The following is a 15,757-nucleotide window of genomic DNA, read 5'->3' as shown; positions in this document are numbered from 1 at the left end:
ACCCAATTGGTTAGTTATTAATTATCTATATTCATTGTAATAAAAGTATACTTACCTCTAAATAACAACATAAAAACCCACTCTTTACTATTGTAAGAGTGGGTTTAATGTTATTAAAATAACAATTACTATAAGAAATTTTATAATTTATATTCTTTTAGTAATCCTACTAAGTTTTTTGTAAAATTCACCTTTTGTCTTTACATGATTAAACTGATTTGGATTAATATTTGCTTTTTGTGAGAGTAATATAATCTCTTCTTTTGAAATTGAGTCTTTCGTACTTATAGATGCTATATTTGTGTATTTTCCGTCTTCTGTTTTTGGAATTTCTAAAATCCCTTTATTCACAAGATCAACTACCGCCTTATGCTCTGAAGAATGTAAATCTACACCAGTAATTTTCCAATTATGCATAACTTTTGGTGTGTATACACCGTTCTTTACCTCTTTTAAATATGTAATAGCAAGGTTACGAATGGTTCCGCCTGTTTCTCCAAATGCATTCTCTTGTTTAGATGACCAAATTTGTTCAAACTTACGCCCCTCTAAAGCTCCACCTTTTGCCTGAAGAGCCTCCATTCTATATGCATTCATTCCCAACGTCATAACATCGCTCATTTTGATTGGTTTGTTTGTACGAATAGAGCGTAAATTTGTAATTCTGCTTCCATATGGTTTTGTTAAGTCAATTTCGTATTTTACGCCTCCAAAGAAATCGTTCGTACTGTATTTAGATGCACGGCGGGTTTTATCAAAGCTAACGGTTACATCTCCGGCACGAGATGAGTTAAAATATCCTGCTGCCCATTCCATATAGTCTTTTAAATCTTTTCCAGAAATCTTATATACTGTAATTTCTCCCAAGGCATATTGGTAATTGTACGCAATATCTTTTTTCTTAATAGGGCCTGTATCTAAACGGGCATAATCATTATCAATTTGATGGGCTACTACATCTGCTTTACTGTAGTAGAGCATAACTTCATGAAAGAAATCTGATAAAGGTGTTTCTTGAATCTGAACACTTGGAATACCCTTTATTTCATTTTCAGGAACAAGATTTCTACCCTTTAATTGAGCGACTACAACATTTGCATCTCCTCTCGCATATTCGTGAAAAGGTGTTAATGTTTCTTCAAGTGTAGGATCGGATAATATCGTTGTCCCATCAGCATTTTTTACAGGTATAGCGGTAGCAGTTTTATTTTTTAAAGCCAACTTACCATCTTGCTTTGTAAAAGTAAGGTCAATACGTGAAATATGTGTTCCATATTTATCTGGTTCTGTAATAATTACGCCATTTACAACTTCTTTTTTTACAAGTTTATGCATATGAGCCGCAAAAATAGCACTTAGTTCCGGACAAGCATTTGCAATATCTTGAACACCAGTACCAGGGATACCATTCTCATTTTCTAGTCCCATATGCATAACTCCTACCATTACATCTACTTTACCTTCTAATTCCTTAATTGCCTTTTTCGTCTCTTCTACCGGATTTTTCACCACTAAACCATTTAAGTGATCTGTCCCTTTTTCAAAATCACTAATCATTGGTGTATTCATACCAATAATCCCAACTTTAATTCCACCTTTTTCTACAATTGTATATGCAGGAAGAAAGCGCTCTCCATTTTCCTTATAAATATTTCCTGCTAACGTTTTTCCCTTATATTGCTCACTAACTTTTTTCAATGTATCTAATCCAAAGTTGAATTCATGATTTCCAAATGCCCAGGCATCATATCCCATTGTATTCATCGCTACCATCATTGGCGATTGTGGCTTATCGTTGAATAATTCTACTGAGTTTCCTTGAATTGTATCCCCGGCATCTACTAATATGGTATTTGGATTTTCTTGACGGATCTTCTTTATAACCGTATAAAGCTGCGTCAAACTTCCACTCATATTTGCTCCATCAAGCGCATAATCCCAAGGCATAAATCTACCATGAATATCTGCAGTACCTAACAATGTAATATTAACTTCAGATTCCTCAGCCTTAGAGATAGATGGTTTGACTATTACTGCCGTTCCAAGCAGTAATAAAATTACAAAGTAACATACATAGTTCTTCCATTTCATTTTTTGCATAATAATTATATTTCTCCCCTTTTTGTACTTTCATAAAGTTGCTTGAACTTTAAAAATGTAACTTATTATTCAAGAAACTTCAACTACAAAAGATAATTTTGAAGGTGGTTCTGTTGCAAAAATAAAGAGAATAAATTGCATACATCCCCTAACAGAATTGTATTTTATCGTTTTCTGACAGAATACTCCTTCCTTAAGCGTGTGAAGTGTACTTTCAAAAAAATAACCCCGCTCTTCATTTAAGACGGGGTTACACTTATACAGAAAATCGGATAGTTTCATATTTTCTTAAGCTTATTGGTCACTTTCAACTAATTTTATTCTATTTTTGTTTTCTTCTGAATCAATATGAATCAACCGTTTCCCCTGTTTATAATACGTATCAATAAATAGGGAATAATTTTTACTTTTCAATTTCACAAAGCAATTTTATCTCTTTTATTTGTGAAATATGACGCTGTTCATGTAAATAGATCAATTCTATCCACTGATCAAGGGATAATTCTCCAAGAGCTGGATGCATCACTGATTTTTTCGCTAATATAGACTCATCTTCTATTGTACTCAGGAAACGCATCAATTCTTTTCTTGATTCGTTTAGCATATTGAGCATTTGCTCCACTTCAAATGGTTCTATACTTGGTTCAATCATTTCTGGAGCTATAAACTTTTTCGTTCTATCTAATAAAATAGTGTGAATTTCTTTACGCTCATTTTGGGTACTATCTAACTTTTTTAACCCTGAGGAAATAACTGTTATCACTCTCTCATCTAATAAAACTAAATGATGACAAACTTGTGCAATACTCCATTTATCCTTATCTGGTTTCCTATTAAATTGAGCATCACTCAACAAAGTAATTTCCTCAAATAATTGATCTCTCGTTTCATAAAACTTGTCATTTACAAATGTATCCATGTGGATTCTCCTTTCATTGCAACCTACATACTTAAATTTCTACGCTAGAGATATTATCTTCAAAAAAAGTTTTTCTTTCACTACTATTCCAATTTTATTTTAAAGCCACAAATGAACTTATTTGTTTTTTTATATCTTTTTAATTGGCACAAATAAATCAACCTTTAACTTTCCGTCTAGATCTTCAGCAACATTATTTAAGCAAAACTCTAAATTATCTCTATCATAATCTGCATCATACTCACTATTTGGTAGCCACTCTACATACATGTATTGATACGCTTCACTTAATTTATGAGGTTCATCATAGAACTGGTATAGACCATATGTACCTCCATCTAATTTTTTAAATTGCACATCATGATACTTTTCTTTATCGAAGTTTTCAGGAATCGTAACACATGCATCATGCCGGCACTTATGACTTGCAACAAGTTCAGGATTATCCAATGATATTCCGATAAATGATTGCTCTGGTGGATACAGTTTATTTTCAATTGACCAATTCAGTAACTTTCCCCAGTGATCTTGCGGTTCAAAGTAGCTACCAGTTCGTCTTATATACGCTACTTCTAATGGTGGTAATTTTTTTATAACAACTTTCATTTATATCTTCTCCCCTATAAATATGTACACTGTTTAATTAGCTTTCTTTAACATTTATTCCTTCTTAAATAAAAAGAATTCTCTAATCATATAAAGTGAAACTTTAATCAGCGGGAGATGAATTTGAATTGAAATATAATTGATTACTATTACTACTAAAGTAGTATGTACTTTCATACTTTTATTTGATTTTACATTCTTTTTAAATCGATATATTAATTGTAAGAAAATAAAAAGGTGGAGGATTTTAATTGATTAAAGGAATATACGAAGCGCATTTACCAGTGAGTAATTTACAACAATCTATCGAATTTTATGAAAAACTAGGGCTGAAGTTAGCCTGGAGCGATGAATCAACAGCATTCTTTTGGATTGAGGAAGGGAAAAGTTGGCTAGGATTATGGGCGGGCTCTGAATACGAAACAAAATATCATCCTTCTTTACGTCATATTGCATTTAGAGTTTCCTATGAGGATTTAAAAGAATCATTACATTGGTTACACTCACTTCAAATTAAAGCTGTTCCGTTTGGGAGTAATGAATCTATTGAACCCTTTGTCCGTCCACATCAAGGTAATGCATCTGTTTATTTTATTGATCCAGATGGTAATAGCTTAGAACTTATTTGTCATATTGTTGTACCTAACGCACTAAAACATATAACTGATAAATTATCCTTTAAAGATTGGGAGACGCTATTAGCTGACACATTTGAATGAATATTAGTTATAAATCATAATGGCTCGCTTTTATTTTTATAACATGTATAACAATCTTGAATAATAATGTCCTATCAATTTATCATTAAATAAATGTAAAAAATGACCCTATTTATTCATTTTTAATGCGTATGTATGTACATTTGTTAATTTATTCGATATATTATGGGTATTGAATGATTACGTAAAGTGTATAGGTCGCTTATATAACACCTTATATTTTTATATCCGTGAAAACTACAAAGTGTATGAAAATCCATTTGTCAAATGAATTTAGTGCGGAAGGAGGTTTGTGGTTACTTCATAGGGTATAATAATCAGTTTTTTACTGATAAAAATATAGGAGGCGACATAATGTTTCGTACGATTTCAAATTTCATGAGAGTAGCTGAGATAAGAAGGAAAATCCTTTTTACACTAGCGATGTTAATCGTTTTTCGAATTGGCACGTTTATTCCAGTTCCTCATACTAACGCAGAGGTATTAAAAGTACAAGATCAAGCTAACGTTCTAGGTATGTTAAACGTATTTGGTGGAGGAGCATTGCAACATTTCTCAATCTTTGCTGTAGGTATTACACCATATATTACAGCTTCCATCATAGTACAATTACTACAAATGGATGTTATACCTAAGTTTTCGGAATGGGCAAAGCAAGGAGAAATGGGCCGTAAGAAATCAGCTCAATTCACTCGATACTTTACAATCATTCTCGCATTCATACAGGCCATCGGAATGTCTTATGGCTTTAATAATATAGCAGGTGGACAATTAATAACAGATCAAAGCTGGACTACATACTTATTTATTGCGACAGTTTTAACTGCAGGTACTGCATTTTTACTTTGGTTAGGCGAACAAATTACCGCTAACGGAGTTGGTAATGGTATTTCGATGATTATCTTCGCAGGTCTCGTTGCCGCGATTCCAAATGTTGCAAATCAAATTTATTTACAACAATTCCAAAATGCTGGCGATCAGCTATTTATGCACATAATAAAAATTGTTTTAATTGGACTCGTAATTTTAGCGATAGTTGTTGGTGTTATTTACATTCAACAAGCTGTACGTAAAATACCGATCCAATATGCAAAAGCTGTTTCAGGAAACAATCAATATCAAGGAGCAAAAAACACTCATTTACCGCTTAAAGTAAATAGTGCTGGTGTTATACCAGTTATCTTTGCTTCTGCATTTTTAATGACGCCGCGTACAATTGCGCAGCTCTTCCCTGATTCAAGCGTATCAAAATGGTTAGTTGCAAATCTTGATTTCGCACATCCAATTGGAATGACACTTTATGTCGGTCTTATCGTTGCTTTCACATACTTCTACGCATTTATTCAAGTAAATCCTGAACAAATGGCTGAGAATTTGAAAAAGCAAAATGGATATGTTCCTGGTATTCGTCCTGGTAAAGCAACTGAACAATATGTAACTAAAATTTTATACCGTTTAACATTTATCGGTGCAATTTTCTTAGGTGCTATTTCTATATTACCGCTCGTATTCACGAAAATTGCTACGTTACCACCTTCTGCTCAAATTGGTGGTACAAGCTTACTTATCATTGTCGGTGTAGCACTAGAAACTATGAAGACGTTAGAAAGCCAGCTTGTAAAACGTCATTATAAAGGCTTTATTAAAAAAGTGAATTAATTATCAAAAACACAGTTGGTTATTTTTCCAACTGTGTTTTTGATTTTATCAGTCCTGTAATATACAGGGCTGTTGCTTTATTAAACTACATCTCCTTCTCTAATAACCGCCCTTTTTTGAAATAAGTCCGTAGCGTTGAACGATTGGCCAAAAATACACCAATCAATATAAGACAAGCCCCCATTCCCATTGTAGGATTTAAAGGCTCTCCTAAAATGATATATCCCACAATTATTGCAATTAATGGTGATACATATAACCACGTCGATGGAAATACTGGATTTGTTTTTGATAAGAGCCAGTAATATAATCCGTGTCCACCAATCGATCCGATAAATATGAGATATAAAATAGGCCATTGCACACTCCATGAAGTTAATACAGTTACATTTGGTTGTTCTACAATAATAGATGCGATTAGTAGTAAAATCCCTCCATAAAACATTTGAATTCCGTTAATAAGAAATGGTGATACATTTGATAAATCTGAAAGTATTTCTTTCGAACGAATAGAGCCTATTCCGTAAAATAACTCTCCTATAACTAAAACAATACAAGCAATACTCCATATGAAACTTACTTGTTGATGCATTCCTGGTAAAGAAACAAATATAACACCTATCAGTGCAATAACTAAAGCAACGAGTTGTTCCTTTTGTAATTTCTCCCTATTCCTCTTTGCTTGTATTAATAAAATCATCATTGGTCCCGTAGCAGAAAGAACAGCAGCTAATCCCGAAGAAATATATTGTTCTGACCAATATAAACTTGCGAATGTCATAAATGTTAAACAAAATCCAGCATACATAATACGTTTTGAAAATATATGTGGCATAATTTCTTTTCGCTTTAATTTAAAAATAATCATAAGGATTATACCCGCTAAAAAGAAGCGAATTCCTGCTGAAAACAACGGTGGCGCTCCTGCTTCAATTCCAATTTTAATCGTTAAAAATGTTGTCCCGAAAATAATACATACTAAAATGTAATTAAAAATGACCATTTTACTTCCTCCTTTTTACTCTTAAAATGAGTATAGAGGCTATGGTGTATAACAGTGTATCGGTACATATAACAGTTACTTCAAGTTGTAGTTGATTCCCTATATATTTTTCGCTTTAATTAAATTAAAAAGAAAAATAGGTGAACCTATGAAGATTGTATTGCGTAAAGAATCAAACATACCGTATTACAAGCAAATATATATGCAAATTGTTGAAAGAGTACAAAGTGGTATGCTTTCACATGGTGAATCCCTTCCTTCTTTACGTTGTATGGCCACAGATTTACAAATCAATGTATTAACTGTTCGTAAAGCTTATAAACAGTTAGAAACGAAAGGGTATATACGCATCGAACAAGGAAAAGGTGCTTACATATATAAACGTGTAAAGAAAGATTTCAAACCGATACCGTATAAATGGCAACTATCAAGATCTATTAATGTTATGCGTTCTCAATATGCAATGAATAAACACCGTAAATATTATGATTTTTCACAAGCAATTCTGTATCCCCGTCTGTTACCAAATCCATTTTTGGCAGACGAAATGCATAAATTGCTGGATAAAAATCCGATGTTGTTAGCAACTTATGGGCCAGTTCAAGGCGATTATGAATTGCGAGTTGAAATAGCAAATTACTTAAATGAACACCAGAAATTAGTGACGGACCCATCTCAATTATTAATTACAAGCGGAGCACAACAAGGAATTGATTTAATTGCTCAAACATTATTAAAACCTGGAGATACTGTATTAGTAGAAAGTCCGTGTTACAGTGCCGCGCTTGATGTTTTCATCAATAAAGGTGTTCAAATCATTCCTGTTTCTCTTGATAATCATGGAGTTCGCTCCGACTTAATTGATGATATTTGTCAAAGTAAAAATCCCGTTTTATTGTATACGAATCCGACCTTCCAAAACCCGACAGGTACAGTAATGAGTAAAGAACGAAGAATGGAACTTATAGAACTAGCGGGGCTATATCAATTTTTTATCATTGAAGATGATTCTTTCGGAGAAATATATTTTGAAGATGCTATAATCCCGCCCCCAATCAAAAGTTTTGATAAGGATGGCCACGTAATATATATAAAAGGATTTAGTAAAACGTTAGCACCAGGACTGCGTATCGCGGCGCTTATTGCCGATGGTCCTATTTTTGAATGGCTATATGCAGTAAAAGGTTCAATGGATATCGGTAGTCCTTTATTAACACAAAAGGCACTTCTACCGTTTTTACGTGCAGAACGTATGAAAAACCATTTAGAAAAATTACGTACAGCTTTACAAATGAGACGTGATTTAACAATTGATATATTATCGCCATTAAAAGAACTACACTTTGAAATACCAAATGGAGGTTTTAATTTATGGGTGACACTACCTGATTCGATAGATCCCTTTACCTTATTACAAAAAGCAAATGAAGTAGATGTCTCTTTTTTACCAGGAACAGCTTGTCTATTAAACTACGAAACAAATGATAACCAATTAAGAATTAGCTATTCAATGTTAAACGAGAAAGATATGGAAATTGGATTAGAGAAATTACATGATACAATACGAAAAAGTATTTGTTAGAAGCAATATCACATTAGCCAACAATAAATAATGCCCGCAAATGAAAATGTATAGTATGGGATATTATCTATTGTTGAGCTTTTTCGTTATTCAAATCTAGTTACTCTATAAGCTGTAATCTTTATTATCATTCCACTTTAACTACAATCTTTCCTCTAACATGTTGTCCTTCACTCAAAATATGAGCTTCTCGAACTCCTGCTTCATTAAATGGCACCACTTTACTTATGATTGGTTTGATTTTTCCGTTTACAATTAAAGCTGATAATTCTTCTAATTGTTTTCCATTTGGTTTTAGCCATAAAAATCCTGATTTTATTCCTTCTACTTTTTGTAGTGGTTCATGAACAATGGAAACTAGAACACCACCAGGTTTAATAATTCGAAAACTTTTTTCTTGCACTTCGCCACCTATTGTATCTAACACAATATCAAAATCTGATACTAGTTCTTCAAATTTATCTTTTTTATAATCAATAACGAGATCCGCTCCTAAAGACTGTAAAAATTCTTTATTTTTACTACTAGCAGTCGTGGCAACAAAAGCTCCAAATGATTTTGCGATTTGGATTGCCAAACTTCCAACGCCACCAGCTCCAGCATGAATGAATACACGGTCATTCTCTTTTATTTTTGCGTAATCTACAAGACTTTGCCACGCTGTAAGTCCTGCAAGAGGAATAGAAGCTGCTTCTTCGTAACTAATATTATTAGGCATATGTGATACTAAATCTAATTGTACTGCAATGAATTCAGCATAAGAGCCGCTTCCTATATTTTCAGGTTTCGTAAACACTTTATCTCCTATATTGAAACACTCTACATCTTCTCCAACTTCTTCAATAACTCCAGCTACATCTAATCCTAAAGTGATTGGAAATAAAAAGCGTAACTGTTCTTGTAAGTCACCTTTTCTTATTTTCCAATCAACTGGATTAACAGATGTTGCATAAATACGTATTAATACCTCATTATTCTTAACAACCGGTTTTAAAACTTGTCTTTCTTTCAATTCTTCAACACTGCCATATCGATCAATAACGATTGCTTTCATTTCCTCTCCTCCTTGCTGTTTATTTTAATAACATACAATTATTTCTCAAAATTTTTTGCCTTGAATTACCATATACTTATTTTTGGGGGTAATTATGCAAAAAGCATTATAAAGTGAAACTTTAATCATTCCTCACCAATCGGGCTCTTACTGCCCGGCAAATAGCGGGATGAATTTCAAAAAGAATCTTACACACATCTTAGAATTATTCAAAACTGTATTATTAATTAAATTCAAAAGAAATGGGGCTAACTTTATGAGTGAAAAGATATTTAAAATAAACGGTATTGATATATGTACAGAAAGCTTCGGTAACTCTAATGATCCCGCTATTTTATTAATTATGGGAGCTACTTGTTCAATGATATATTGGGATGAAGAATTTTGTGAACAGTTGGCGAACACAGGAAAATTTGTTATTCGCTTTGATAATCGCGATGTTGGACGCTCTGTTACATATGAACCTGGCACTTCAAATTATTCAGTAACAGATATGGCTGAAGATGCAATCGGAGTATTAGACGCTTATCATATTGATAAAGCCCATCTTTTTGGTATGTCATTAGGTGGTATGATTGCTCAAATTGCCGCTGTAAAACATCCCGAAAGAATTTTGACGCTAACTTTACTAGCGACTAGTGTAATAGGATCTGATAATAATACTCGCGATTTACCCCCAATGGATGAAAGGATTTTAAAACATCATGTAAAGAGCGCAAGTATAGATTGGACAAATAAAAATGATGTGGCAGAATATTTAGTTTCAGGATCTCGTCTATTATGTGGATCAGAACGAATATTTGATGAAAATAGAGTTTATACACAAGTAAAACAAGAAATAGAACGCGCAAACAATTTATTAAGTATGTTTAATCACGCTTTACTTCAAGGTGATGATGCATATGAAGGTGTACTTCACTCCATACAAGCACCAACATTGGTTATTCACGGAACAGACGATACAGCACTCCCATTTGAACATGGCCTCGCACTAATTGATGAAATTCCAAACTCAGTACTATTAACTCTTAAAGGGGCAGGCCATGAAAACCATCCAGATGACTGGGAAAGCATAATTAACGCTGTTTCTAAACATACATCTAAAATTTAGATAAATAACTAATGGAAGGGGGCACAAATTGTGCCCCCTTCTAGTTACAAACAAAAACCCATCACTGTATTCGTATGTATAGTGATGGGGACTTTTTATATTTTTCTATGTTTAAAAAAATGGACAATCTAATTGATCAACAGATTCCCATAATTTTTTTTTTGCATTTTCGGTGGATGTATTTGTGTCTAGTGTCATGTTTTTAAAAGGGTTTACTTCGACTTTTAATAAGGATGAAGGCTCCACATATAATGAGAAAACATGGCTGCTTGGTAAAGCTTTTGAAACGTCAATATCTCCAACTTGTTTAAATAGTTGCTGCGCAGCAAAAAAGAAGAAATTAGTTGGATTTGATTGTTTATTCAGCCACGCAAGCATTTCAGGTGATACCGATTTATGAATATTGATTTTTACTCGATCACCACGTTTATATCGCCTAGATCGCATACTTCCACCAACTAACTTATCGTTAAGTTTGTAAATCCTAACTCTTTTTGCTTATGCTCTCTATATTTTGGCGAACAAGTATAAACTAATAATCCTCGTGCATTTGTAAATAACGGATTATCTACAAAGATTACATTTTTGAGTCGTCCTTTTTGCTTTAAAATCATTTTTAAACTATTTTTAATAATTACTGCACCCCCGCCATAAATAAACACGTATGGATCGTCTTTCATATCATCAATTTTATTTATAATATCTGTTGCAACACGTGCTGCTAAACCTAATAGCGCTGGCTGTGATTCCTCAACTAATAAGGTATTTCTCGGATGCTTATCATTTAAATAAATTTGATTGAATTCTGTAATACTATCAATCGTTTTAGTTGGATACTTCCGGTTCCATCTCGTAATGATTTGTAGTAACGTCTCTTTTACACCATAAGATAAACCTTTACTTAGTTGCGGACGGAAATTCACCCCTAATGAAACGACTTCTTCTGTCGTCCCTGCACCAATATCAAAAGAGAGTAGAGTTTTATCTACAAAATCAATTTCAGAAACTTGATTTTGCTCACATTCTATTTTATGTTTCACAACATTTCCTTCTTCATCGTATACAATGCCCCACGTACCAGAAGCGCCCTCAGGCAGGCATTTACAATACTCAATTGAAACATTAATTGTCACATCGCGTCCGTTCGGATAATGGAAAATAACCTTATGATTTCCCATATAACGTTTTGCATTTTCAGCAGCTATTTCTTGTGTAATAAGCTGCATAGGAAGAGCGACAGATAAATCATAACGAATATTAATATGGCTAGAAGTTGGACTTTGACGCATAGCGCTTACCGCCAAACCTGATAGTATTGTAATAACCATTAACTCATCCGTTGACTTATTCGATTTCTTCTCTACCTCAGTACCTTTTAATTGATCTTGAATAACTTTTTCTCCAACGATATATCGTACATTATTTAGCATTAACGATGGCGAACTTATAGTCACATCAATGTGGTTTTCTAATTCAGATAATGAAACATCTACCTCATCTAAGAGTCCTGTAGGCTCACCTATATATAAAGAATAAATACTCGGAATAAAAATAGGGTCTTGCCCTTTCACCATTAACTTCAAACCGTTGTTTCCTGCATCTGCACCAGCTTTTAAAAGTATAGACATAACTACCCCCTAAATTAATCTGACATCCCTTCCAAATATATGCGAGCCCATTCTTTTACATTCAAATGTATTGTAATTTTTTATTTATCATAAAAACAAAATATTGCATACTTACATATTGTATGTAAAAAATATTTGACATGACACTTTTCCAATTTTATACTTATATTTGTAAAGAGTTTTTTACAATCGAGGGGGCAATTATTTATTGAATACTAAAAAAACTATTTTTATAATCATTGTTTTAGCATTAATTGCAATACTAGTACATGGCACATATAAATACATAACTGAAGGTTCTATTTTAGGTGGTACGATTTTTGCTATTTCGTTAATACTTAGTAATTTAATTAATCACATTACTTGGGGAGATCCCCACGGTGTGTCAGAAGAAAGTCAAGATGAGATGGGACAACAAATTACATATAAAAGCTTTAAAATTGCGTATTTTGTGCTTGTAGTTGTAATGTTCCTTTTATTAATCTTCTCCGAAGGATTTTCTATGGGGGCTAATTTAGATGGAGTAAAAAACCTCCCCCTGTTCATCGCAATTTGCTCTTCATTCTTTATTTATCCTATTGTCGAACTCATAGTTGCAAAACAATATAAGTAAAAAGATGAGGTTTTCTACATGTAGAAAACCTCATCTTTTTATATTTACATACTCTCTACAATTGCTTTTAATTTATTCACAGTCCGCCAATTCCTAACTGTAGCTGGTGTATGTAACTTCTGAAACTGGTTCATTAATTTAGAATTTCGAATGCTATTTTTGAAAAATAAATAAACGACCTTCTCATCTATATAGCAATCTTCAAGTTCACTTTTAAATGTAAGCAATTGACTACTCTCTTCTTCAGAAAGTACATTAGCTAAAAAAGCAATATGAACACTTTCTCCTTCTAACAATGAATGAACTTCATATGGACATTGTTTAATAATATTTATAAATTCATCATGTGTTCTTAGCATGACTGGAACATCGAAATCAAATTCTTTTTTTATTTCAGATTGTATTCGGTCCTTTAGAAAGTTTATACCTTCCTCAGATTCGAACACAATATTACCACTTTGTATATATGTTTTCACTTGTTTTAACCCTTTTGATTCAAACACTCGTTTTAAATCAGCCATTTTGATTACTTTATGGCCACCGACATTGATTCCTCTTAGTAATGCAATATAAAGTGTCATATTATCCCCCCCACAGTAAAATGAACTTATCAATTGAATCGGTTTTCCCACTCATATTTCTCGGATATTTGTTTTAATTGTTTTAATTCTTCTAACATATCATGAATAGATAATACCTCAAATAAAATAATAGATTCACTTGAAAAATGGTGATGATAATGATTTGGTTTATAATCTTTTAAATCATTTTTATAACTCCAAAATTGCTTGTCTAATTCAGCAATAAGTTTGAAATGTTCCTCATCAATTTCATTACAACGGTTTCTCAATATAGCAATTATAGAATGAATTGTTCGTTGTAATATTTCTCTTTCACTTTGTGACCAGTCACAAGTCTCAATTGATACCCGAGCTAAATTATCTATATGGTAAATGATTTGCTGTAATATATGAAGTTGCTTCTGCATCGTTAAAAAGCTTCTCATTTCCTTCTTTGTATGTTGATGATATTTCCAATCTTTCTGCTCATATTGAACAAATTGTATCGCCTTATGCAATAATAAAGTCAATTTAGATAAATCCTGAGCAGTCTCCTTTTTCACACCTTTTCCTGCAACTAATGCAGTAATCCATTCTTTCATAATATTTGCTGTTTTAGCAAATAGATCCTCTGTACATCCAAAAATCATTTTCGTGTAGTGGGGTGGAAAAATGAAAAAATTCACTAAAGTAGATACTATAATACCAGTAGATGTAGTAGCTAAACGAATTAAAAATGCAGTAAAATAATGATTTGCCGTAATTGGAATCATTGCTACGGCAGTTAAAGTTGCAACTAAAGTTCCCGCATGTAACCTTAGTTTTTGACATGTAACGATCGTAAACATTGCAGCTAATGCATAAGAAATTGCTTGGTGGCCTAGGAAAAATGTGAAAGTCATGGCATATGCCGATCCAATTGTTGAGGCCGGAAAGCGAATAAGTCCTTTTTTTATTGAGTCTGTTGCAGTTGGTTCAATTGTAACAATTGCTGTTATTACAGCAAAAATAGTTGGGATGTTAAAAAAATCACAAACTAACACTGTAAGAAAAACTGCAATTCCAGTTTTAATCACTCTTCCTCCAACGATATTCCATTTTCTATCTTGATTCATTTTTTATATCCTTCATTCCTGTTTCATTTTATATATATATATTATATATTGTTAAAATAAAAAACCTACTACTTGAATATTCAAGAGTAAGTTTTCTATCTCATTATTTCATTATAGATAAATGCATTATTATTTGTTGGCCAATTGGTCCCATTCTTCTAAAACCTTTATCTTGGAAACCAACTTTTGCATATAAATTTTGTGCAGGAATATTTCTTTCATTCACAGCAAGTACAACTTCATTTTTTATTGGAAAATAACGTTTTACAAACTCTTCTAATAATATCAATGACTTTTTAGCGAATCCTTTTCTTTGTCTATTGTGATTAATAGAAAATGACGTTAAAAGTAAAGCATCCTCATTATCTGTGAACTCCTTTACTCTATCTCCCGTTTCCAATGCGAAAAGACCCACCGGTACCCCATTGTGATCTAAAATAACAATCACATTTTTTGTATGATCACTTTTTGCTTTCTCCAGTAATGCGCTTGGATCTGATGTAAACTGAACTTGTTCACTTGGTAAAGTAAATGTTTGTATAACTTCTTTATATTTCTCCTTATACGGAGCTAATTGAATTTCCCCTGTGTGTATGTTCATGCTAAACTCTCCCATTTTTTAGCTTATTAACTTATACCTTGCTGTGCTTTTGAATGCACTCTTCCATCTAAAAAGGTAATTTCAACAAATGAATTTGGATCGTTCCCTTTCCAAGCAAAAATTTGTTTAATTTGTGTAGAATGCTCTACCCCTTCTTCTATAAGTAAATCTCCTTCAAAACCAATTAAATCTTTCACTTCTGTATAAGTCATTCCTTCATTTATACTCGAGAAATGATTTATATTGATAGACTCTTTCTGTTGCCTTTCCATCACAGTAGAAGAAGTTGCTGTTTGGTTTTTCACTTCTTTTCTCTGTTCACACGCTGTCATACTGAAACCTAAGCATAAACTAAACAATATACATGCGCTTTTTTTCATCATAACAGTTGTCCCTCCCATGATAATTAAACCATATATTCCCTTAAAAATAAACTGAATATTTAATATTGTATTTAAAAACCTCGTACAATTAAGTACGAGGCTAA

At 32.7% G+C, this 15,757-nt stretch carries 16 protein-coding genes; 5 read left to right on the top strand and 11 right to left on the bottom strand.

Annotated elements, in window-relative coordinates:
* Nucleotides 1-147 precede the first annotated feature (147 nt).
* The 3 genes from DN401_RS01115 to DN401_RS01105 form a co-directional block, all read right to left on the bottom strand.
* Nucleotides 148-2,100 carry a bifunctional metallophosphatase/5'-nucleotidase gene (locus DN401_RS01115; protein ID WP_149287444.1) on the bottom strand — a complete coding sequence of 651 codons (1,953 nt, stop codon included), beginning with the start codon at nt 2,098-2,100 and terminating at the stop codon, nt 148-150.
* 403 nt (nt 2,101-2,503) lie between these two features.
* A complete protein-coding gene (locus DN401_RS01110; RefSeq protein ID WP_000379366.1) occupies nt 2,504-3,019 on the bottom strand; it encodes a DinB family protein in 516 nt (171 codons plus the stop codon).
* A 129-nt stretch (nt 3,020-3,148) separates the two neighbouring features.
* Nucleotides 3,149-3,625, bottom strand: coding sequence for an AraC family transcriptional regulator (locus DN401_RS01105; protein ID WP_000869612.1), 477 nt, complete (start codon nt 3,623-3,625; stop codon nt 3,149-3,151).
* Nucleotides 3,626-3,876: 251 nt separating this feature from the next.
* On the opposite strand from DN401_RS01105, the gene DN401_RS01095 reads away from it, so the two are divergent.
* Complete coding sequence (locus DN401_RS01095; RefSeq protein WP_000589640.1) at nt 3,877-4,344, top strand: VOC family protein; 468 nt, start codon at nt 3,877-3,879, stop codon at nt 4,342-4,344.
* A 354-nt stretch (nt 4,345-4,698) separates the two neighbouring features.
* Nucleotides 4,699-6,003 (top strand): preprotein translocase subunit SecY, encoded by a 1,305-nt coding sequence (secY, locus tag DN401_RS01090; RefSeq protein WP_000490135.1) that lies wholly within the window; start codon nt 4,699-4,701, stop codon nt 6,001-6,003.
* Nucleotides 6,004-6,088: 85 nt separating this feature from the next.
* On the opposite strand, the gene DN401_RS01085 is transcribed toward secY, so the two are convergent.
* A complete protein-coding gene (locus tag DN401_RS01085; RefSeq protein ID WP_000234337.1) occupies nt 6,089-7,006 on the bottom strand; it encodes a DMT family transporter in 918 nt (305 codons plus the stop codon).
* 148 nt (nt 7,007-7,154) lie between these two features.
* Here DN401_RS01085 and pdxR point away from each other — a divergent pair, with 148 nt between their 5' ends.
* A complete protein-coding gene (gene pdxR / locus DN401_RS01080) occupies nt 7,155-8,588 on the top strand; it encodes a MocR-like pyridoxine biosynthesis transcription factor PdxR (RefSeq protein WP_017673309.1) in 1,434 nt (477 codons plus the stop codon).
* 127 nt (nt 8,589-8,715) lie between these two features.
* Here pdxR and DN401_RS01075 read toward each other — a convergent pair whose 3' ends face one another.
* Nucleotides 8,716-9,642: an NADP-dependent oxidoreductase gene (locus DN401_RS01075; RefSeq protein ID WP_098212927.1), complete on the bottom strand. Its 927-nt coding sequence runs from the start codon at nt 9,640-9,642 to the stop codon at nt 8,716-8,718.
* A gap of 256 nt (nt 9,643-9,898) precedes the next feature.
* Between DN401_RS01075 and mle the strand changes: the two genes are divergently transcribed.
* Nucleotides 9,899-10,753: a BCA family alpha/beta fold macrolide esterase gene (gene mle / locus DN401_RS01070; protein ID WP_001290783.1), complete on the top strand. Its 855-nt coding sequence runs from the start codon at nt 9,899-9,901 to the stop codon at nt 10,751-10,753.
* Between the two features lie 111 nt (nt 10,754-10,864).
* Here mle and DN401_RS01065 read toward each other — a convergent pair whose 3' ends face one another.
* On the bottom strand, nt 10,865-11,200 hold the full coding sequence (locus DN401_RS01065; RefSeq protein WP_001257760.1) for a hypothetical protein: 336 nt from the start codon (nt 11,198-11,200) through the stop codon (nt 10,865-10,867).
* An 11-nt stretch (nt 11,201-11,211) separates the two neighbouring features.
* Nucleotides 11,212-12,381, bottom strand: a complete 1,170-nt coding sequence (locus tag DN401_RS01060) for a ParM/StbA family protein (protein WP_000025622.1) — start codon at nt 12,379-12,381, stop codon at nt 11,212-11,214.
* A 208-nt stretch (nt 12,382-12,589) separates the two neighbouring features.
* Between DN401_RS01060 and DN401_RS01055 the strand changes: the two genes are divergently transcribed.
* Complete coding sequence (locus tag DN401_RS01055; RefSeq protein WP_001093141.1) at nt 12,590-12,994, top strand: hypothetical protein; 405 nt, start codon at nt 12,590-12,592, stop codon at nt 12,992-12,994.
* A 44-nt stretch (nt 12,995-13,038) separates the two neighbouring features.
* Here DN401_RS01055 and DN401_RS01050 read toward each other — a convergent pair whose 3' ends face one another.
* From DN401_RS01050 to DN401_RS01035, 4 genes are all read right to left on the bottom strand, one after another.
* Complete coding sequence (locus DN401_RS01050; RefSeq protein WP_098212925.1) at nt 13,039-13,575, bottom strand: DUF1697 domain-containing protein; 537 nt, start codon at nt 13,573-13,575, stop codon at nt 13,039-13,041.
* 29 nt (nt 13,576-13,604) lie between these two features.
* Nucleotides 13,605-14,669: an aromatic acid exporter family protein gene (locus DN401_RS01045; protein WP_098212924.1), complete on the bottom strand. Its 1,065-nt coding sequence runs from the start codon at nt 14,667-14,669 to the stop codon at nt 13,605-13,607.
* 103 nt (nt 14,670-14,772) lie between these two features.
* Entirely contained in the window at nt 14,773-15,285 is a 513-nt protein-coding gene (locus DN401_RS01040; RefSeq protein ID WP_121868266.1) for a GNAT family N-acetyltransferase, read from the bottom strand.
* Between the two features lie 11 nt (nt 15,286-15,296).
* Nucleotides 15,297-15,653, bottom strand: a complete 357-nt coding sequence (locus tag DN401_RS01035) for a hypothetical protein (protein ID WP_000976446.1) — start codon at nt 15,651-15,653, stop codon at nt 15,297-15,299.
* Nucleotides 15,654-15,757 lie beyond the last annotated feature (104 nt).

Source organism: Bacillus sp. BF2-3 (assembly GCF_008368795.1).
Classification (GTDB): domain Bacteria; phylum Bacillota; class Bacilli; order Bacillales; family Bacillaceae_G; genus Bacillus_A; species Bacillus_A cereus.
The sequence above is the reverse complement of the archived record's forward strand: the minus strand, read 5'-3'. Positions and strand labels throughout refer to the sequence as shown.

Coding starts and splice junctions, on each gene's coding strand:
- DN401_RS01115 (WP_149287444.1), bottom strand. CDS start 2,100: ATGCAAAAAATGAAATGGAAGAACTATGTATGTTACTTTGTAATTTTA.
- DN401_RS01110 (WP_000379366.1), bottom strand. CDS start 3,019: ATGGATACATTTGTAAATGACAAGTTTTATGAAACGAGAGATCAATTA.
- DN401_RS01040 (WP_121868266.1), bottom strand. CDS start 15,285: ATGGGAGAGTTTAGCATGAACATACACACAGGGGAAATTCAATTAGCT.
- pdxR (WP_017673309.1), top strand. CDS start 7,155: ATGAAGATTGTATTGCGTAAAGAATCAAACATACCGTATTACAAGCAA.
- DN401_RS01050 (WP_098212925.1), bottom strand. CDS start 13,575: ATGACACTTTATATTGCATTACTAAGAGGAATCAATGTCGGTGGCCAT.
- DN401_RS01085 (WP_000234337.1), bottom strand. CDS start 7,006: ATGGTCATTTTTAATTACATTTTAGTATGTATTATTTTCGGGACAACA.
- DN401_RS01065 (WP_001257760.1), bottom strand. CDS start 11,200: ATGCGATCTAGGCGATATAAACGTGGTGATCGAGTAAAAATCAATATT.
- DN401_RS01035 (WP_000976446.1), bottom strand. CDS start 15,653: ATGATGAAAAAAAGCGCATGTATATTGTTTAGTTTATGCTTAGGTTTC.
- DN401_RS01075 (WP_098212927.1), bottom strand. CDS start 9,642: ATGAAAGCAATCGTTATTGATCGATATGGCAGTGTTGAAGAATTGAAA.
- DN401_RS01045 (WP_098212924.1), bottom strand. CDS start 14,669: ATGAATCAAGATAGAAAATGGAATATCGTTGGAGGAAGAGTGATTAAA.
- DN401_RS01105 (WP_000869612.1), bottom strand. CDS start 3,625: ATGAAAGTTGTTATAAAAAAATTACCACCATTAGAAGTAGCGTATATA.
- mle (WP_001290783.1), top strand. CDS start 9,899: ATGAGTGAAAAGATATTTAAAATAAACGGTATTGATATATGTACAGAA.
- DN401_RS01060 (WP_000025622.1), bottom strand. CDS start 12,381: ATGTCTATACTTTTAAAAGCTGGTGCAGATGCAGGAAACAACGGTTTG.
- secY (WP_000490135.1), top strand. CDS start 4,699: ATGTTTCGTACGATTTCAAATTTCATGAGAGTAGCTGAGATAAGAAGG.